The following is a 19,940-nucleotide window of genomic DNA, read 5'->3' as shown; positions in this document are numbered from 1 at the left end:
ATCCAAATATAGTGCCAATAAAAAAGCAATCTTCTAATTTATGAAGACACCAAACATAAAAAAGTCCCCTATTCCGGGGACTCATTTTTTTTTATTTTTCTCTGATATAAACGTCGATCGGAACTCCAGAAAAATCCCAATTTTCTCTAATTTTATTTTCCAGGTAACGCTTGTAAGGCTCTTTTACATATTGCGGCATATTGGCAAAAAATACAAACTGAGGAACCTCTGTCGGCAATTGCATGCAATATTTAATTTTTACATATTTCCCTTTTGTTGCTGGCGGCGGATACGCCTCAATAACCTTCAACATGTATTCATTGAATTTTGAAGTCGGAATTCTTTGTTTTCTGTTTTCAAAAACCTGAACCGTAGCTTCTAGTGCTTTCAACAAACGCTGTTTGGTTAAAGCCGAAACAAAAAGAATAGGCACATCTGTAAAAGGCATTAGTTCTTTTTTAATTTTCTCTTCGTAATCTCTTGTAGACATAGTATCTTTTTCTACCAAATCCCATTTGTTTACCAAGATTACAACACCTTTACGGTTTTTCTCAGCCAGCCAGAAAATACTCTGATCCTGCCCTTCAAATCCACGGGTTGCATCGATAACCAATATACAAATATCTGCATGCTCAATAGCTCTAACAGAACGCATTACAGAATAAAATTCTAAATCTTCTTTTACTTTGGCTTTTCTACGAATTCCCGCAGTATCAACCAAGTTAAACTCAAAACCAAAACGGTCAAATTTGGTATCAATTGCATCACGGGTTGTTCCCGCAATATCGGTTACAATATACCTGTCTTTACCAATCAAAGCATTGATAAAACTTGATTTACCCGCATTCGGACGCCCTACTACTGCAAAACGAGGTAAGTCTTCTTTAACCTCAACTTCTGGTTTATCTGGAAATGCTTCGATCAAAGCATCTAGCAAATCTCCCGTACCGCTTCCAGAAATACTGGCAAACGTAAAATATTCGCCCAAACCAAGGTTGTAAAACTCCACTGCATCTTTCTCACGCATGGCGTTATCCACTTTATTTACAGCCAGCAAAACTGGTTTTGTTACTTTACGAAGTAATTTTGCCACGGTTTCATCCATTGGCGTAATTCCTTCTTCAACATCAACCACAAAAATAATAACATCGGCTTCGTCGATAGCAAGCTCTACTTGTTTACGGATTTCGCCTTCAAAAACGTCATCAGATCCGCGAACGTATCCTCCGGTATCAATGACAGAAAACTCTTTTCCGTTCCACTCGCTTTTACCATAGTTTCTATCACGGGTAACCCCAGATACAGAATCTACAATAGCTTCTCTTCTTTGTATCAGCCTATTAAAAAGGGTCGATTTCCCTACATTAGGTCTTCCTACTATCGCAACAATGTTATTCATTTTTTTGAATTTTAGATTCAGGATTTTAGATTTTAGATTTCGCTTTTGACAAAATCATATAAATTGCAAACCCAAAATACTGTGTTTTAATTTTTTGCAAAGGTAGTTAAAAAAAGCTCCTAAGATGCTAAGTTTCTAAGTACCTAAGTTTTTTTTTGATTTTTGATTGTACTATCTTCCAAAAACATTCCCTAAATTGGAATTGAAAACCAAAAACGGATTACTTTTTCTGGAGCTGTTTCCTGCTATCCGTTTCAATCTTTTTTATTGTAGAAAAAACAATAAAAAAGGATTTCCACTTCTATCAGGGCTAGGACTTTACAGGATTAAGAACCTTTCGGCATTATTCTTTTCGCAGCCATCCCAAAAGCCTGTTGTTGTCAATTTTATAACTCTTGTCTTTGTGATCTAACGCAAATATTTCTCTTGAACTGCTAAACGGTCCTGGATTCTGCTGTATAATTTCGATTTCATTTTCAGAAACTTTAGAAATTATGGCCACATGCCCAAATCTGTTTAACAACGAACCCGAAAAAATAACCAAATCTCCAACTTTAGGTTTTGATTTGGATGGATTTGTAAATTGAATCAAATTTCGTTTTTCGTTTAATTCTCCATCTTTAACATTTTTATCAAAAAAGTCCTTTGCATGTCCGTATGCATCCGGCATTTTGTGATTGTAATGCTCGTAATAATATCTTTTTACGAATTCGACACATTGGTATTTAAGGCCTAAATTGTAATTGTCTTTTGTAACGTTTCGTTCCATAACATTGTCTACACCGCCATTATAAAAAACTTTTACGCCATTTAAACTATCCAATACCTGACCTATTTTGTACTTCCGATTGAGGTTTATTTTTTTTATCGTTTTTATGCCTGCAAAACTTAAAGCTAAAACCGAAATTATTAAAAGCGTAATCTTTTTAATTTTCATTTATGCCGATTAAAAAATGAATGTTCTTTTAAGTTAAATATGCCTGAGGGATAGAAGTAAAAATCCTTTTGTTCTATTTCATTGTACAAAAGGATTTTCACTTCATTTATATTTTGAAGCAGCGTTCAGTAAATTTCGTTTGAAACTGATGGCGGACGGACACGCCCAAAACCTATTACTGATTATAACCGAAACGTTTTAACATATTGGCATTGCTTCTCCAGTTTTTATTCACTTTTACGTAAAGTTCGATGTGAATTTGTTTTCCGAAGAATTTCTCTAAATCGGTACGAGAATCCATCCCTACTTTTTTTAGAGCTGCACCTTTGTGGCCAATAATAATTCCTTTTTGGGTATCGCGCTCGACCATGATTACCGAACGGATTCTAATAATATTCTCGTCTTCGTGAAATTCTTCTGTAACAATTTCTACGGCATACGGAATCTCTTTACTGTAATTCAACAAGATTTTCTCACGAATGGTTTCGTTTACAAAGAAACGTTCTGGTTTGTCTGTTAATTGGTCTTTTGGGTAATAGGCTGGAGATTCTGGAAGCAATTCGATAATTCTGCCAAAAACTTCGGGAACATTAAAATTCTGTAAAGCCGAGATTGGAAAAATTTCTGCATTTGGCACTTTTTCTTTCCAAAAAGCCACTTGCTCTTCTAATTGTTCTTGGTTTGAATTGTCGATTTTATTCAATAATAATAAAACCGGAATTTTAGCATAAATAATTTTATTGAAAAAAGCTTCGTCTTTTAAGTCCTGCTCCCCTATTTCGACCATGTAGATTAAAATGTCAGCATCTTCAAAAGCCGATTTTACGAAATTCATCATCGATTCCTGCATTTCGTATGCCGGTTTAATGATTCCGGGAGTATCGGACAAGACCAATTGAAAATCTTCTCCGTTTACGATTCCTAAAATTCTATGACGTGTAGTTTGTGCTTTTGACGTAATGATGGATAATCTTTCTCCAACAAAGGCATTCATCAAAGTTGATTTTCCAACGTTTGGATTCCCGATAATATTTACGAAACCTGCTTTATGTGACATTTTGAATATAATTTATTCTGCAAAGGTAGTCATATCAAGTTAATACAGAAAATAAAACATTTTTTTAAGTTTTCATTGTTTTTCTCAAAAATCGGCGTATCTTTGCACCCGAAACATCGCGGGATAGAGCAGTAGGCAGCTCGTCGGGCTCATAACCCGAAGGTCACAGGTTCGAGTCCTGTTCCCGCTACAACGAGAAAAGCTTCAGAGAAATCTGAAGCTTTTTTGTTTTATATCGATTTTATTTTATAAAAGTCTGAGACTTTTGGCAGTTTTTATTTCGTCCGTTTTGCTTCTATCTTATTTCCATTCTGTAATAAAAACAAACTTGAAATTTCTCCTTTTTCGTTCTTTTCAAACTGAATTTGCGCATCTACTACTTTATAGAAAAATAACATTTCACTTTCTACAAATATCGGGAACACATTTTGTCCTGTCAATTGTGAAAATAGCTGGTCTTTATCTAATGAAATTTTGATTTCAAAATCTTTTTCAACTTGATAAGTCCCAACAAACTTTTGAAGTTCTTCAGTTGTAATAATAACTTCTTTTCTGATTTTTTGCACAGGCAATGGTTTATTATACAGAATATTTCTAATTGCTTTTGAAGGAATTGTAACGTTGTTGTGATTTTGAAGTATTATTATTGTTTTATCATTTGTAATATGTCTATCGATAAAAGTTACATAACCCGGCCAACCACCATTATGGTTTGCAATTTTTCCAAAATCAGCATTTTCTTCAATTCCCCAGCCAAAACCATAATTTCTTTTAGCTCCGTCTTTCAAAGTTACTAATTCAAAAACTTCTTTCATCCCCTCTTTTGTGAGTAATTTATTGGTGTATAATGCCCTATCCCAAATCAATAAATCCTTTACATTTGAATTAACTGTTCCATCTCCAACAATACCATCAAGCCAAATAACCATTTTAGTTTCTTTCAATTCGTCTGGTAAAACATATTTTTTCAAACTATCTGAGTAAACATAACCAAAAGCATAATTGTCTATTTTCTTTGGCGACAATCTACGAGTGTAAACAAAGGTATTTTTCATTTTCAACGGTTGGAAAATAGCTGTGTTTAGATAGTCAGCGTATGTCAAACCCGATACTTTCTCAATTATTGATGCCAATAGTGCATAGCCCGTGTTGCTATATTCCCATTTAGTATTTGGTTCAAATAATATTTTTGGCTGATGTTTACTAAATATATTAATTATGTCTTTGTTAGTGGCAATTTTAGATTTGTCAAATAAACTATCCATAAGCTGCATATAGTCTGGCAGACCTCCAGTATGATTCAATAAGTTTCTTACAGTTACACCTTTATAAAAAGAAAGTTCGGGTAAGTATTTTTCGATGTCATCGTCCAAATTCAATTTTCCTTTTTCTTTAAGTATCATTATCCCCATAGCAGTGAACTGTTTTGAACAGGATGCCAATTCAAAAATCGAATTTTCATTCAATTTTTCTTTTGTTGTTTCGTTTGCAAGTCCAAAACTATGGCTATAAATAACTTTCCCTTTTTCTGCAATTAGAAAATTTCCATTGATTTTCTCTTTTGAATAAAGAGAATTGAGTAAACTGTCAATTTTTTGAATTCTATCTTGCCCAAATGTAAGATGTCCAATTAAAAGAAGTCCAATTGTAATTGTTAATTTCATTTTTTATTTCTTGTTAATTAATGTAAGTGAGATGTCTCGCAAAATTGCGACCAACTTATTTTATATGTGTGACAAAACCACACAAAGCCATCCAAATTTGGATAGCTATGCATGATAAATTTCATACCTTATTTATCTCTCAAATATATTTTTTTTTCACTACAAATTTTCAAAAGACTTTTTAATTTGAGTGATGCTTTTTGGCATTTGTACAAATGGCTAAACAAACAACAAGCTTAAAAAAATTTAAGATACGCATCCTAAAATACTGTAATAATCCAAGACAATCTGGTTAGATATTTGAATGCTTCCCGCTACTACAAAAAACACCACTTACTGTAAGTGGTGTTTTTTTTTATAACATTTGTGATATGGATGAATTTGTTGTCTACATTCTCTATTCTGAAAAATTCATGAAAACTTATACCGATTTTACTTCCAATTTAATTGAAAGATTTAAATCACATCACTTTCTCGAAACAAAAGGGTATACTCCCAAATTCATTGGACAGTAATTTATGTTCCAGTGTCATTATTTTTTGCTTTTGGGCTCTAAAGAATTGATTTCAAATCTTTCTTAATAAATGTAATAATTGACATTCTTCCTTATCTTGGTATGCTTTACCCATTAATCCAAAGAATAATATTCCAAAGCGCATTCATTGTTTCTTGGTTATGCAGCCAAACCGAATCTTCATTATCATTTAACTGCAAAAACTCGAATTCTACACCTTTCCCCCTTTTTAATGCATTCTGATGCAAAATTTCGGAGAAACTGCTTAATGGTATTTCTTTAGGATTACTAAAGATCGTAGAGTAATAAACCGATTTTTTTCCAACAATGGTATATATTCCCTCCTCTTTTTGGATTCCAAATAAGGCTGATTTACCTTCTTTATTCAAAAAAACAACAATTTGCGAACTATCATCTCTAAAATAATCTCCTGAATATTCTTTTAAATTACTGCGCTTAATTTTTGACTTTAGAATATTGATTTTCATTTACTTGTTTTTGATTTAAAAATCATTAGAAAGCTAATATATAACTCTTTTTTATAAAAGTAAAGACACTTATTCAACAAAAGATTTGACAATAAAAAGTATTTTAAAAAAAACGCAATATAACAGATGAATTATTTCACTAATAAAACACCTCTCATTAAATTTTATTTAGACCCATATATTTATACCTCTTTAATTATATCCGGCAATTCCATTTCATCAATTGGAAATAAATGAAGTACTTGTTCTAAAACCAATCCAATGTCTAAAGATAATTTTTCATTATGATCGTATTCCAAGGACAGTATACAAAGCTTTAGTAGGTTAGTGATAATAAAAACCAAATTCAGAATAATTTAAAACTTTAATTTCTGTGCATTATAATTTTTATCCGTATTTAATTTTAAGATATTCAAATATTGGTTTGACATTCTTTTAATGTATTCTAGATCTCTTATCTCCTGATTTTCCATATTAATACTCTTATTATCAATTTTTAATCCATTCATTACAAACTTTAAAAAAACAAATATATAAAAAAAACAGTCATATTTAACTGGATTTATACGTTCCTGTTTTTTTAACTACTTAATCCTATTTTTCAATTCTAAATAATTTAGAAATGAGAAAGAAAGAAGTACCTGAATCTGTGAAAATTGTCGGGGATAATATAAGAGAAATTATAAAAGAAAAAAATCTTAAAGTAAGACACGTAGCTCACGAGTCAGATTTAGATATAGAAGCCTTAAGAAGGTATATGCTCGGAAAGCAAATAATGGGTATTGATAAGCTTATTCGTATCAGTACGGCTTTAAATGTTGAAATTTCAGAATTATTTCGGAAGTTATAATACTAAAGATTAGTCTTAAATATCAATTTGAAAGCAAACTCTTACTTAATTGTTAGGTGATTCAATTTGAATCTAAATAATTACAAATAATCCAAAAAAAGCTATCCCAGCTCTGCTTTTCCTGCACAAATCTTAAGAATCAGATAAATTTAATGATTTAATAATCACATTTTCTTTACAACTAAGTTTGTATTCCTAGATGTTTTTATAAATTTGCGATCTCATATTGAATAATGTTTACTTTATACTTTTTTAAACTTGATATTGAGCTATAATTTATAGTCTTATCAAATTATACTAATACCACAATTATATTATAATGCTTAAAAAAAACAAACCCCAGATTTTATTTTTTATTCTTTTAAATTTATTTTTTTCCATCAACGTATTTTCTCAAAAAAACATTTACGCTGGAATTGAAATCGGACGCAGAGCAATAAAGGTTTCTGTTCTGGACGTAAGCAATATCAGAAAAGCAGACTATAAAATTCTTTCTTTTTGGACAGAGAGAATTCCGTTTGCGGATCATATTGCCGCTAACGGAGAACTTACTCAGGAAGATATTACTAAAACGAGTGTCATCGTTGTAGATCAATTAAAACAAATAAGAGCCAACCACAAGATTCTTGAAGAAAATATTTTTATCGTTGCCGCTCCGGTTTTTTCTTCTGCTCGCAACATTGATGTTTTAACGAACAAAATTTCTACTCTAACCAACAAAAATGTTGATGTTCTTAACGTGAACGAAGAAGCTAAAACATTGGTAAAAGGTGCAATTCCGCCGGTTGATTTTGCTAGTGCTTTCCTACTTGATATCGGTGCTCAAACTACTAAAGGAGGTTATATTGATGAACTTAAAGACAATAAATTAGAGTTTGTTCCTTTGGAGCTTAGTTTTGGTACAATGACACTTACCGATGCTGTAGAAAAAACAGTGGTAAATAAAAGCCAAGTAAACGATATGTCGACTTTTCAGGAAAAATCTTTTGATTATAATGTTATCCTACGCAAAAAGACCAAAGAATTATTTGATGCCAACCCTCCTTTAGCCAAAAAGGATAAATTATATTTATCTGGTGGTGCTGTTTGGGCGTTTTCAACTCTTTTTTATGACGAAAATGTTAAAGACCACTATATTACTTTAACTCTTCAGGATGTTATCGATTATGATGCTATTTTAAAAAACAACTTTAATAAGTATACTAATCTTGGAAAAACAAACAAAGAAGCTGCAAGAGTTTTAAGCACTTACGACCAAAAATACCTGATTTCTGCAAACAATATACTTTTAACTTGTCTTGAAAGTATTCCAGATTTAGCATCAAAGAAAATTTATTTTGTAAAAGACGGACAAGTAACTTGGTTAATCTCTTACATTGCAGACCGCTCTAAAAAGGTAAATACTAATTTCTAAAAGTATTTTATAAATAATTAACGAAAAGCTTCAGAGCAATCTGAAGCTTTTTTTATTGAGTCACGCAGAATATCTTAATGCATGTATCGCATTCCAATTTCGTTAATTAAATTATTGACTCCTTGTTTTGTAAGTAAAAACAAAGCAGCTATTAAGAATACTCTAATTAACAAATTGATTTTATTGTAATTGTATGCCGAAAAATATTGATAAAAGAAAACAGCAATGTATATATAGACCAAAATGGTTACGATAAGATTTGTGATCTGGATTACCTCAACATTATTTGTCAAAATCATACTGCAATAAATAAAAACACGAAAAGTAATGATTCCTGCAAGAAGGAATATATTCAATACCAAATTTTCAGTAAAATTCTGCTTGCTTTTTCTAAAGATTACATAAGTGAATAAAGCATAAATCGGAATCACGATAAAGTTTGTAATTTTTGAATAATCTTTAATCACTTTAGAAAGACCAGAAGCGCTATTAAAAACTTCAGTCAAATCTACTTTCGACCATTTGGCTAAAAAGTAATTGAGAGTAAGCAGGATAATTACAGTGGCAAAGTAATTAAAATGTTTTATTCTTTTTCCTTGAATAAATTCCCTTACACTATGTCCCGGTCTTGTAAAAAGCTCTTTTATGGTATAGAAAAAGCCACTGTCAAAATGGAAAATTCCGTGAATAAAATCGTGAACAAAAAAATGTTTTAGAGAATAGCGGTGCGTGCTGGTTTCTTGTCCGCAATTTGGGCAATAATTCTCCGTTACAATTCTTTCGCAATTCAAGCATTTTCCTTCACTCATAACTTAAAAAATTAGTTTTCTTTTCTAGATTTGATTTCTTTACTCAATTGCCCTAAATGAATAAAAAGCGGCATTAAAACAACTGGTAAAGCAAAAACCGGAATCATTCCTGGAAGGAAACTATTTGATTTTTTTATTAAAAGAAAAAAAATAGCTCCAATCAATGAAAACCAGACAATTGCGCTTCCGATTAAAACTCCTTTCAATAATTGTTTTCTTTTTATTAATTGTTCTGTCGTTAATTCTGATACTGTTTTGCTCATAATAAATTTATTGATTTGATTAGTTTAAGCAAAAATGATTTAATTAGTTGATTCTTACAAGAAGTCAACTTTTTATGACTACTTGTTTTATTGTAAGATTTTAAACAAAAACAAAACTGCATAAATACCCTTTAGCCTTTACGCAGTTTTGTTTTTATCTAATATTTTCCTATAAGCTTTCTTAAATTAATTATGTTAAAATTACGGCAAGGATAAATATTCTTTGTACTCTATTTTATTTTTAATGTTTTGATAAAACACATAATGATTTTCTCCTCCTTGAAAATTCATATCAATTTTTAAAGTATCATTAGCTATCCATTTGTAGCTAACATCTGCATCTTCTGATTTCCATTGAAAGTTTTTAGCAGGAAGTTTTTTTAATAGATCTTTCTTCAAATAATCTGGTGATTCATCATAAAAGATTTTATAAGCATTCTCAAATGTGCTTTCGTTGCATTCACAAATCTTGTTTAAAGGATCATCATATATAGATTTACCATTATCATTTTCTTTACATTTAAAAAGAAGTACTTTATTATCTTCTTTCTTTTTAACAAACTGCATATAGTTTCCATAGTACCAAACAACTAAATTATCTCCAAATAAATACAACTCATGGAATGGAGTATCACATGTTGTAGTTATAGCTCCTTTGAATGTATTACTATTAATTTTGAATGAATCATAAAGTTTTCTATTTAAAATTTTCATTTCGTCTTTTAATGAATGACCATAAAAATGTCCCTCAATATAATACTCCAAATTATGTATAGAATCAATTTTAAAATGGGCATTACAATCTTCATCACCTAAAATAAATTCATTGTTTAAGATTTCAAATTTATTTATTTTAGAACTATTAGAATTTACAATTAATGATTTTTTAAGTTCCCATTTACCCTCTAGAGTTGCTGGATTAAAGAATTCTGTATCTTTATTTTTCTCTAAAATATAATTTGAAGTAACACTATCATTTTGATTTGTTAAAGGATTTTGGATTTTACTTTTCTCTTGTTTACAACTTGATAATCCTATTAAAATTATCAATATGTTACTTATTTTCTTTATCATTTTTTATAGTTTTTACTAACGAAAATACATTTTTTTTATAAATTTTTAATGTGCTGAATTATAATTCCCATTTGAAAACATATTTTTTTCCTGCTTGCGTCGTTTAATATTTTGTGAGCCTGTTTCAATATCTTCAACTGCCAAATTATAATTCTTAGAATTTAAATGACCTATCAAGTTTGGAGCATTAAATGCCTGGCCTATGTTATAAACATAGCTCACCAAAGCATCAAATTCATGTTGGTAAAGGGGCACTTTAATTTTATTTTTAACTACTTTTTCAAATTTTAAAATATCTTTATCAAATAACTTACTTGCTTCATTCTCTGAAATTCCATCTCTGAATTTTTCCTCAGAAGAACTTCCGTCACACTCACCAGTGTGTATTAAGTGTCCATAGCCAATGGTACAGTTACCTTTTGAATTGTTATCTCCGTCTTTATCATACATTTCCCTTTTGAAAAGCTCCCAATCTTTTATAAATTGCTTCCCTTTTTCGCTAATACTAAGCATCTGAACTTCTTTTCTAGTTCCTTTATTAACTTCAAAAGTATTTTTATATCCTTCTAATAAAATATCTATAGAATCTATTAAATCTTTTCTACGCTTAAAAGGTGAGCCGTTTAGTGTGTTTGTAAGAGGATCACCAATACTTTCATCTTCCTCAGCCGAAAAAATTTCAAAATGCAGCATATAAATATCTTGTCCCGTTATAACAGATTTTCCTCTTAATTTTCCTGTTTTTCCAATTACTGTTTTTTGTTTGATTACATCCCCTGCCTTTACTTCAACACTATTAGGTTTCAATTCACCGTACCTGGCAATAAATTTTCTCCCATCTTTTAATTTATGTAAAACTGTTACTTGATCTGTTCCTGCATAGAAATATCTTGTTTCTAATACTTTTCCATCAGCAATAGCAATCACTTCTGTTTCAGGTTCTGTATACAAGTCTCTTGCTGCATGTTTTCTAGTTCGATTCTCTCTGTAAGAATCAAATGTTGCTTGATTACGTCCATCATCAGCTGTCCAGTTATAATTCTCACCCCATTTTTCATTAGTGTCATTTATTGGTTTCTCTAACAGTGGAAAAATAATTTCCGGCTTCTCTTTCCTTTTACTTTCCCCCACAATCATAACCAAAACTTTATTATCTAAATGTTTTGTAGAATGTCCTTCAACACCAGCATAATACTTTACTGTTTCCCCAAGTTTAAGTTTTTTATCAACGTTTCTCATAAGAAAACTTGCGGCAGCTACTCCTTCTGAATCAACCCTTACTTTGCTGATATAAACAGGATCTTCTCCCACTTTATGAACCTTCAGTGTTACTTCATCTCCTACCATATTTTGGGTTTTAGCCGCTATAGCAATCATTGCTCCATTTTTGCCAAACGGAACTTGATCTTCAGATTTTAATCGGCTGCCATCATGTCTAAAGTAAACATCAACTACTTTTTTATCAGTAGTAACATATAAAATAGTACTAAATTCATAATTGGCTGGTTTCTTAAACGTGTACGGATTACTATTTTGAATTCCTAATAATTTAAATCCTACTTTTGCAGTTCCATTATCTGGAAAACCAATTAGTTTCTTAAAGTTAGAATCAAATTTTACTTCTTGTAAGATCTCCCCATTCTCATTGGTTTTAACATCACAATAATGATTCGTTTTTTTGTTATTCAAATAAAAATAGATTCTAACCAATTGATTTTCATAATAGGGAATATTGGCTTTTATCCAATTGCTTTCTCCAGAAAAACCAGAGGTTATTTTTTTGCTGCCATCTTTAGAAGCCCAATAAGCTTCCTTTATTTCCGGCTGTTTCACTTCCATCTTAAAAACTGCACCATCTTTGGGCCCTTTTTTAGTATCATAGTAAGCCTCTACTGTATAATGCCCTTCTTTTTGGGGAATAGATACAATAAAAGATTCCCATCTGAGGATAAATGGCCTTTTAGGATCATCATTTTCGTTTGTAATAGTCTCCCAAGATTGAATATAAGGCCTATTATTAGAATCGTAAATCATCCATTTTACATCTTGTTTTTCCTTTTCTGTAGGTGGTATTTTATACGTTTTCGCTTCTAAGGTTAATTTACTTCCCGAATTACCAACCAGGAATATATTTCTCTTCGGAGAACCATTAAGACAGCCGATACTGGTTACTTCGTTTTTAATTACTGAAGTTTTAAATTCCTTAACCAATCCATATTGATCTTTACTAGAAACTTTAATTTTATAAGCAGCTAAATCAGGCATAGCTAGTTTGATAATTCCTGTCGCATCTAACTCTCTTTCTTCTGAAATTACAGCTACTTTACCATTAATTGCAGTTTCGATCTGATAATAAAGTTTTAAAGGATTTAATGTTTGGACGGTAGTATTTTTAAGAGACACTTTAAATGTTTTCTCTTCACTAAAAGGTCTTGTGAATTTATCTTTAACATTAACTGGAGCTGTAATTTTAATTTCCTGAGCAATTACATTAAATTTTACAAATGCTGATTTATTTGATGTTGCCTTTCTATTTGCGCCGGGACTTGATCCAAATGCTTCTACAATGTAGGCTCCTGGAGCATCAAAATTATACGAGAATGTTGTACCTTCATTTATAAAATCAGCACCTAATTTTTTTGAATCTTTGTAAACAATCCAATTAATGTCTTCTTTTTTATTAGAACTTTCAGTAATCAATTTCTCGTCAAGGAAAAATTCTAAACTTTCTCCCACTATAAATGATAGAGCTTCTGTATTTTTAATCCTTACTGCTCCTTTGCTTACACTTCTTCCCTTATCATCAATTTCATCTATTTTTTTAAGGAATGCATAAACATTTTCTTTTCCGATAGGAGCGTACATCCTGCTTGGGCTTAAATTAGGATATACTTTTGTTTTAGTTGTGATTGATATCATGCCAGGAAGGATATCTAATCCTTCAACCTCTTTAAGTAATAAAAACAGTTCATCATGTTGAAAAAGGTTCGCAATATCAACTTTATCGTCTGCCAGCTGGCCTCTAATGATTTCCCATCTTTTTTTATTTTCCTTAGAAATAGGACCTTTGAGTATTTTATCATCAATTGCTTTAATCATCTTGGGACGAACGATTTCCCAATCAAAATTTCGAATTTCTACAATTGGAGCTGACTTTTTCAAAGCAGTGTACATTTCTGTAAACAATATTTCTCCTGGTTTATCAATAAAATCTGAAGCCACAGCCCTATTCTCAAAAGCTTTAGAAATTCGCGTCCAATATTCAATTCCTACTACATCCTTTACTTCATTTGCAAAATCTAATTTCTTTTTGATTTCGGCTTTAATAACTTCTATAGAAGGATCATATATATTGGTTTGAAACATCTGAGGTACCATCAAACTTTGTTGTCCTGCAGCTCCATAAACCTGCTCTGTGGTACTGGTAAAATTGATCAGACTTTCCTCTGCTCTCGAGAACAGAGAAGTAATGCCGGCTGATGTATCAGAATGATCAGCATCTCCTCCGTTTAGAGCATTTGAAATTGAAGTGGTCATTGAAGAAATACCTCCACTATTTGTAGTTGAAATATTGTCTCCAAAAACCGAAAAAGTAGTGCCTTCAGAAATTGCTGTTTTTTCGAACATTGCAGCAGTGGTGTCTTTGGCGCCTTTTTCGGTTGAGGATTTAGAAAGGTTTAGAACAACATTTTGCTCCTTGTATTCGTTCCAAAGCTGTTCTATGTCTTTTTGCTGATTGATTTCTTTTGAAACTTTTGCCAGCTCTTTTATCATGGTTTGAGTCAGCTGTTCTGAGCTTTGTATATCAGCACTATTTTCTATTGAAATATTAAAATTGTGGATTGCATTTTTGTTCATCGCTACGTTTTTTTTTTCAGGATGTAAAAGTAATCTTCAAACCTCGCTTTTCTAAATTTTAAGACACTCTAATTCAGTAGCTTCAGCAAAAACAGAAGTTACTGAAACTACTGAATTCAGAGGACTTTTAATGCTTCTTTTTCTCTTTTTCTGATTTACTTTTACATCCCCAAAAATTCAAATTCAAGCACCGCTTTATACTCTCAGAATTTGAAAAATCTTCGTCAAAAATCACATTAGAAATAATCGTAACTGAAATCTAAGACTATGGAAAAAAAACTAAAAATTCCGGACAAATCACATTTCAAAAAACTTTAAACAAACAATTCGAAAAAAACATTTGAATTAACAATTATCAAAAAAAAATAAAAATGGCAATAGAAACATTAGAAACTATCAAAAATTGGTTTAGAACGAGTTTAAAACCAACACAGCAACAATTTTGGGATACTTGGGATTCTTTTAGACATAAAAATGAAAATGTTCCTCTAAAAGAAGTTGAAGGTTTGGATGAATTGCTTTTAACTAAAGCAAACAAAGATGAATTTAAGACTATAAACGGCCAAACAATTTTAGGCTCGGGAAATCTTTCTATTACTCAAGATCCTTCAATACCTACATTAAATCAAGTTTTAACTTCTGGCAATGACGCTTTCGACAAAACATTAAGTTTATGGAATGGAAATGATCAAGTCACTGGACTTGCTGCAGGATCTGTTAATTATAGTGCCATATCCTCAAAACGGACAAGTGGATTATCATTTAATGAATTATATTTTAATGATTATAACTTCAGGTCTCTTTTAAATTTTGGAATTGATGGTGATTATATGGGAAGAATTGGAATTAAAAATCTTGATGCAATTGAAGATGAATATTCATATTACGATAAAGAGACTTCAATCAATTTAAAATTAGGAGACAACAAGGTTACTTACACTTTTAACAACATTAACAGGCCAGAAGGAAATTACGAAGTCGCAACTATTAATGATATAGAAAATAACAAGGCATTTCCTGTTTCTGCAACAGAATCTGGAATTGTCAATAATGATTCCTTACAAGAATTAGGAGGCACCGATAAATTGATTAACGGGATCAGGATTGGTAAAGGAAATGCCAATTACGAGAATAATTTAGTAATCGGACGAAATGGCTTAGCATCTGTTACTACAGGACAATATAATGTTGCAATAGGCAATGGCGATGGAGAGGTTGAAGGTCCGTTACAATATTTAACCACGGGTAAAAGTAATACAATGGTTGGCTCTGATAGCGGGATCAATAACATTACAGGAAATTACAATACAGGCGTAGGAACCTCCTCATTATTTAATAATACAACAGGAAGTTACAATACTGGTTTAGGTACTAGAGCGTTATACAGCAACACTACGGGATTATATAATACAGCGATAGGTTCTTGGGCATTAACAAAAAACCAATTTGGAAGCCAGAATGTAGCCATTGGAGTTAATGCCTTAAGGGAGAATGTGGGTGTCGATGGATCAAATATTTTTGGTCATAGAAGCATTGCAATTGGTTCAAGTGCCATGCAGTCAAATACAACTGGACACGGAATAGCTATTGGTAATTTTGCAATGAGTAATCAGACAATTGGAACGCATAATGTTGCTATAGGATTACAAGCTGGAAGTGGGATTACTACCGGAAACGGAAATGTAATAGTTGCTGGAACTGGTTTTATTCAAGCCGGAGGCGGAATCACTACTGGTAGTAATAACATGATTATTGCACCTAATAACGGGAATACAACGGGAATTACCACGGGAAACGGTAATGTCATTTTAGGAAAAGTCAGTGGATTGAATGCAGCATTAGAAAATAACATTGTGATTAGCAATGGTGTTGGAAATATAAAGGCTCAAAATGACGGAACTAACTGGAAATTTACAGGCCAGCTCAATAAAACAGCATTAGACACGGCTCCTGATTCAGCTTCGGCAATAGGAACAGTTGGAGAAATACGATATACGGCAGATTATATTTATGTCTGCACAGCCGCAAATAAATGGGTAAGATCGGCTTTGACTACTTGGTAATAATCTCAAATTTTAATTATATGAACAAATCACAAATCGCAGTATTAATTAGTATTTCTATTGTATTAACAGGTTTTGCAGACACCAAATTCGATCTTTTACAGGATGCCGGATTGTCTTTGCTGACCATAAATCGAATTAAATTAGCTGGTTTAGTTTTAGCAGCGGTATTACCAAGCATATCTGATTTATATTTCAAAAAAACAGAGTAAATATCGCATCAAAAAGAAATGAAAATCAAACTAAAAGTATGTCTTGTTTACTAATTTGATTTGTTAAAAAGCTGGCATTGAAACTAAAAGAATTCTAATGCCAGCTTTTTTTTAGCGCTTTTTATCATAAGCCAAAAAACAGATTTTCTGCAGTTTAAAAATTTTCACTTCTACTGTAACTACTGAATTATCAAGACTTTTTACGCTTATCTTTCTACTTTTCCAACTTACTTTTACAGCCCTAAAATTTCAAATTAGTATTTTATTATACTCTCAGAATTTGAAAATCCTTCTAAAAAATCACATTAAAAATAATCGTAACTGAAATCTAAGACTATGGAAAAAAAACTAAAAATTCCCGACAAAATGCCATTTAAAAAATTCCTGAACCTACAATTCTAAAAAACATTTCGACTAACATTTATTAAAAAAAGTAAAAAAATGGCAATACAAACCTTAAACACTATAAAAGACTGGTTTAGAACCAGTTTAAAACCTTCACAACAGCAATTCTGGGACACTTGGGACTCTTTTAGACATAAATATGATAAAATTTATATTAAGGAAATCGAAGGTCTTGATCAAGTAATTAATGAAACCAAAATTGTAAAATCTGGAGAATTTATCATTTTTAAAGTTGCTCCCAATACCAATAACGAATTAGAAATCGGTGACAGTGTGATCGGTTATTGTGAAGGCAATTTCCTTTGTGAAGCGACTTATTACGGCGGAGATACAAGCTTGATGAGCAGTTTTACCAAACCAAATAATGTCGTAGGCAGAATTGTTGCATTTACAACTGACTACTATTACGGTGACAAAATTATTTATGAGCTTAATGATGATGTACTGCTAAGATACACTTCTTGTGGTGCTTATAATGGAATTTATATCCTGTATAAAAAACCAGGAGAACTTGAATTTTCTAGTATATGGCCTACTGGTTATTATCCAGAAACATGGGTCTCATGGCTTGAATTAACTCCGGGCACTATTCTTAAATTAACGGATACTCTTGGTGATTTCGAAGATTCAGAAGAATTTGTAATACAAAACGTAGAATAATTCAAAATAGAAACTCAAAAAAGAATAGTCAATAAAAATCTAAAACAACATGGAAAATCAAGAACCAAAACAATACGTCAGTAAACCTCTAAAACTAAATTCTGTACCAAGAAGTGAGAATGAAGCAGTTAAAATATTAGTGCAAGGAGTAGACAAAACTGTAAAATTTATCCCTAGAGAGGAACTCACACCGCAGGTAAATGCCGATTGGTACTCTAACTGGGGGCCATCTCAAATTTTAAATAAACCAGATTTTAAAACAATCAATGGAGAATCTATTACAGGTTATGGTGATATAACCGTTAATGGAAGTGGAGACATTTCCGGTACACCTAATAGCATAACAAAATTTAATATCTCTGGAACTAATTTAGAAGAGAGTTCTATAATAGAGGAAAGTGAGCAGGTTTTAATAAATAAAACAGTTGAAATTGATAGTCAAACAACTGGTGTTATGGGATTAAAATTTAATAAGAGTGATTTTTCGCCAAATATAGAAAAATGGTTTATGACTAACGTTGACACTGTAGGAACTTATGTAAAACCTGCAGTTTTAACTACATCAACAGCAATTTGGATGCTTTCTTTTTCTTGGGATGGCTCAGAACGTCGTGTCGGAATATATGAAAAACAATCAATTAGTGGGGGCGGTCATATTTGGACAGCACCAACAGGAGGAACGAAAGGAATACCAGTCCTTTATAACACATCTATAGGATTAGTTTTTTATAAAGACTCTTCTGTAATAAACAAAATTGCATCTTTTAGAACAAGCTTTGGCTCAGGATTGACAACGTATCCAGATTTAGCCATTCCAGACGGTTTATTGGCTACACATGCTTTTTTAGGTGTTGACAATAACGTTTACTTTGGAGCTACAAACTCTGATTATTCTATAAATAGAATTTATAGATTATTAGCCGCAAACGATACTATAAGTTTAGTGATTGACTTAGGATCAAGTCCAGTACTAGGACAACCATTAATAGGAAATCTTTTTACTTCAGCAGCTAGATTATACATGTTTAGCGATCATGCTGGACAGACAAAAAGAATTACTTACGCTGGAGTAGGAACTCCGTTTAATTCTCCTGTTCCATTAGGAAGAGAGTTTGTTAACTTTGGAACTGTTTACGCTTTAGCAAAAGATGAAGTAAATAATACAGGTATTTATGTTTTGGAATTGACTTCTGGAGACGCTACAGCGATAAATTTAACTGGAGTTCCTAGTGCAAACTCAAACTGGAAAAGCTTAGGAATATCAGCTATAGGATTTGACGGAGCAAGCTTATTAATCTGCCCGAAGACAACAGGAACTAAACCACAATACGGAATACATAAGTTTACAAACACATACGCATTTGAAGGAGAAATAAAACAGGAATACGGTAATACTTTAATGTTTTGGAATGACAACTATTACGGTTGTGTTGGCTCCATAGGGGCGTATAATTACATAAGATATTACCCTAAATTTGGAGGTAATTTGTTAGCTTTTGATAAAGATGGAAATGTCATAAAAAATGCCGAAGACATTTCTCAATACTGGGTACAAAGAAATGATATAATGTATCTTAAGCCTGCGCAATATGCTTACGATTTTTTCTTAGCAATGGATACTGGTAGTAGAATTTACAAAGTTCCTGCAACAGAATACAACAGAGCCGTAATTGTTCAAACAGCTAGCTACATTGTTCCTACAACACAAAATAGCATGAGTTTTGTTTTTAATACTGCAGCAAACTGTAGTGTGACTTTCGACAACACACCCACTTTTTTTAGAGGTCGAAGAATGACGTTTATTAACCGAATGACAGGTAACGTTACAATTACCAGAAGCAATGCAATAGATACAAACGGCACATTAAGTAGCTCTTGTATAGTTCCACCAAATAGAACAGGAGTTTTAGAGTGCATTGGTAATATCTTTTACTTCTCACTTTTAGCAACTTCTTAAAATTAACCTTTCAATATTTATAAGAATTCATTATTAATTTCTGGTGCATATTGAAACAATGAATACGAAAGTTAATTTTCAGATGATTTATACTGATATATTACTTTTATAAAATTAACACCCAAAGATTATTAGGAGAAAATCCATTTCCTGATGATTCTGGATATTTTTTATATTTCAAAAATAAACCTCTTAAAAGACATCTAAAATCAACAAATTAAGCAGAAAAAACTTTACTGCCGCTTTTTCACTTTATAGATTTTGGTTCCTATTCTACAGATCAAAATCTCAAAAAAAAACATAAAAACATAAATAT

At 31.6% G+C, this 19,940-nt stretch carries 16 protein-coding genes and 1 tRNA gene; 8 read left to right on the top strand and 9 right to left on the bottom strand.

Annotation, left to right across the window (positions count from 1 at the left end; genetic code table 11):
- Window positions 1-91 precede the first annotated feature (91 nt).
- The 3 genes from der to era all read right to left on the bottom strand — a co-directional run bounded on the left by der (window position 92) and on the right by era (window position 3,393).
- Window positions 92-1,399 carry a ribosome biogenesis GTPase Der gene (gene der, locus C4F50_RS12695; protein ID WP_194139026.1) on the bottom strand — a complete coding sequence of 436 codons (1,308 nt, stop codon included), beginning with the start codon at window positions 1,397-1,399 and terminating at the stop codon, window positions 92-94.
- Between the two features lie 343 nt (window positions 1,400-1,742).
- On the bottom strand, window positions 1,743-2,336 hold the full coding sequence (locus tag C4F50_RS12690; protein ID WP_194139025.1) for a CHAP domain-containing protein: 594 nt from the start codon (window positions 2,334-2,336) through the stop codon (window positions 1,743-1,745).
- A gap of 175 nt (window positions 2,337-2,511) precedes the next feature.
- On the bottom strand, window positions 2,512-3,393 hold the full coding sequence (gene era, locus C4F50_RS12685; protein ID WP_194139024.1) for a GTPase Era: 882 nt from the start codon (window positions 3,391-3,393) through the stop codon (window positions 2,512-2,514).
- Between the two features lie 117 nt (window positions 3,394-3,510).
- Here era and C4F50_RS12680 point away from each other — a divergent pair.
- Window positions 3,511-3,583 (top strand) — tRNA-Met (locus C4F50_RS12680).
- A gap of 85 nt (window positions 3,584-3,668) precedes the next feature.
- Here the strand turns inward: C4F50_RS12680 and C4F50_RS12675 are convergent.
- On the bottom strand, window positions 3,669-5,057 hold the full coding sequence (locus C4F50_RS12675) for a serine hydrolase (RefSeq protein ID WP_194139023.1): 1,389 nt from the start codon (window positions 5,055-5,057) through the stop codon (window positions 3,669-3,671).
- A gap of 371 nt (window positions 5,058-5,428) precedes the next feature.
- Here C4F50_RS12675 and C4F50_RS25625 point away from each other — a divergent pair, with 371 nt between their 5' ends.
- On the top strand, window positions 5,429-5,572 hold the full coding sequence (locus C4F50_RS25625) for a GIY-YIG nuclease family protein (protein ID WP_228012010.1): 144 nt from the start codon (window positions 5,429-5,431) through the stop codon (window positions 5,570-5,572).
- Window positions 5,573-5,678: 106 nt separating this feature from the next.
- On the opposite strand, the gene C4F50_RS12670 is transcribed toward C4F50_RS25625, so the two are convergent.
- Complete coding sequence (locus C4F50_RS12670) at window positions 5,679-6,059, bottom strand: hypothetical protein (protein WP_194139022.1); 381 nt, start codon at window positions 6,057-6,059, stop codon at window positions 5,679-5,681.
- A 622-nt stretch (window positions 6,060-6,681) separates the two neighbouring features.
- On the opposite strand from C4F50_RS12670, the gene C4F50_RS12665 reads away from it, so the two are divergent.
- Window positions 6,682-6,909, top strand: coding sequence for a helix-turn-helix domain-containing protein (locus C4F50_RS12665; RefSeq protein ID WP_194139021.1), 228 nt, complete (start codon window positions 6,682-6,684; stop codon window positions 6,907-6,909).
- A gap of 319 nt (window positions 6,910-7,228) precedes the next feature.
- Window positions 7,229-8,323, top strand: a complete 1,095-nt coding sequence (locus C4F50_RS12660) for an exopolyphosphatase (protein WP_194139020.1) — start codon at window positions 7,229-7,231, stop codon at window positions 8,321-8,323.
- 74 nt (window positions 8,324-8,397) lie between these two features.
- Here the strand turns inward: C4F50_RS12660 and C4F50_RS12655 are convergent, their stop codons facing one another.
- The 4 genes from C4F50_RS12655 to C4F50_RS12640 all read right to left on the bottom strand — a co-directional run bounded on the left by C4F50_RS12655 (window position 8,398) and on the right by C4F50_RS12640 (window position 14,327).
- Entirely contained in the window at window positions 8,398-9,132 is a 735-nt protein-coding gene (locus C4F50_RS12655) for a DUF3667 domain-containing protein (RefSeq protein ID WP_194139019.1), read from the bottom strand.
- Between the two features lie 11 nt (window positions 9,133-9,143).
- Window positions 9,144-9,395 carry a hypothetical protein gene (locus tag C4F50_RS12650; protein WP_194139018.1) on the bottom strand — a complete coding sequence of 84 codons (252 nt, stop codon included), beginning with the start codon at window positions 9,393-9,395 and terminating at the stop codon, window positions 9,144-9,146.
- A gap of 201 nt (window positions 9,396-9,596) precedes the next feature.
- Window positions 9,597-10,469, bottom strand: coding sequence for a hypothetical protein (locus tag C4F50_RS12645; RefSeq protein ID WP_194139017.1), 873 nt, complete (start codon window positions 10,467-10,469; stop codon window positions 9,597-9,599).
- Window positions 10,470-10,514: 45 nt separating this feature from the next.
- Window positions 10,515-14,327 (bottom strand): glycoside hydrolase family protein, encoded by a 3,813-nt coding sequence (locus tag C4F50_RS12640; protein ID WP_194139016.1) that lies wholly within the window; start codon window positions 14,325-14,327, stop codon window positions 10,515-10,517.
- A gap of 371 nt (window positions 14,328-14,698) precedes the next feature.
- Between C4F50_RS12640 and C4F50_RS12635 the strand changes: the two genes are divergently transcribed.
- The 4 genes from C4F50_RS12635 to C4F50_RS12620 all read left to right on the top strand — a co-directional run bounded on the left by C4F50_RS12635 (window position 14,699) and on the right by C4F50_RS12620 (window position 19,624).
- Window positions 14,699-16,390 (top strand): autotransporter outer membrane beta-barrel domain-containing protein, encoded by a 1,692-nt coding sequence (locus C4F50_RS12635; protein WP_194139015.1) that lies wholly within the window; start codon window positions 14,699-14,701, stop codon window positions 16,388-16,390.
- A 20-nt stretch (window positions 16,391-16,410) separates the two neighbouring features.
- A complete protein-coding gene (locus C4F50_RS12630) occupies window positions 16,411-16,602 on the top strand; it encodes a hypothetical protein (RefSeq protein WP_194139014.1) in 192 nt (63 codons plus the stop codon).
- Window positions 16,603-17,043: 441 nt separating this feature from the next.
- Window positions 17,044-17,667: a hypothetical protein gene (locus tag C4F50_RS12625; RefSeq protein ID WP_194139013.1), complete on the top strand. Its 624-nt coding sequence runs from the start codon at window positions 17,044-17,046 to the stop codon at window positions 17,665-17,667.
- A gap of 49 nt (window positions 17,668-17,716) precedes the next feature.
- Window positions 17,717-19,624 (top strand): hypothetical protein, encoded by a 1,908-nt coding sequence (locus C4F50_RS12620; RefSeq protein ID WP_194139012.1) that lies wholly within the window; start codon window positions 17,717-17,719, stop codon window positions 19,622-19,624.
- Window positions 19,625-19,940: the final 316 nt, after the last annotated feature.

Origin of the sequence: Flavobacterium hungaricum, from assembly GCF_015182285.1 — a bacterium.
GTDB lineage: Bacteria > Bacteroidota > Bacteroidia > Flavobacteriales > Flavobacteriaceae > Flavobacterium > Flavobacterium hungaricum.
Note: the sequence above shows the minus strand (reverse complement) of the source record. Positions and strands in the feature narration are given on the sequence as shown.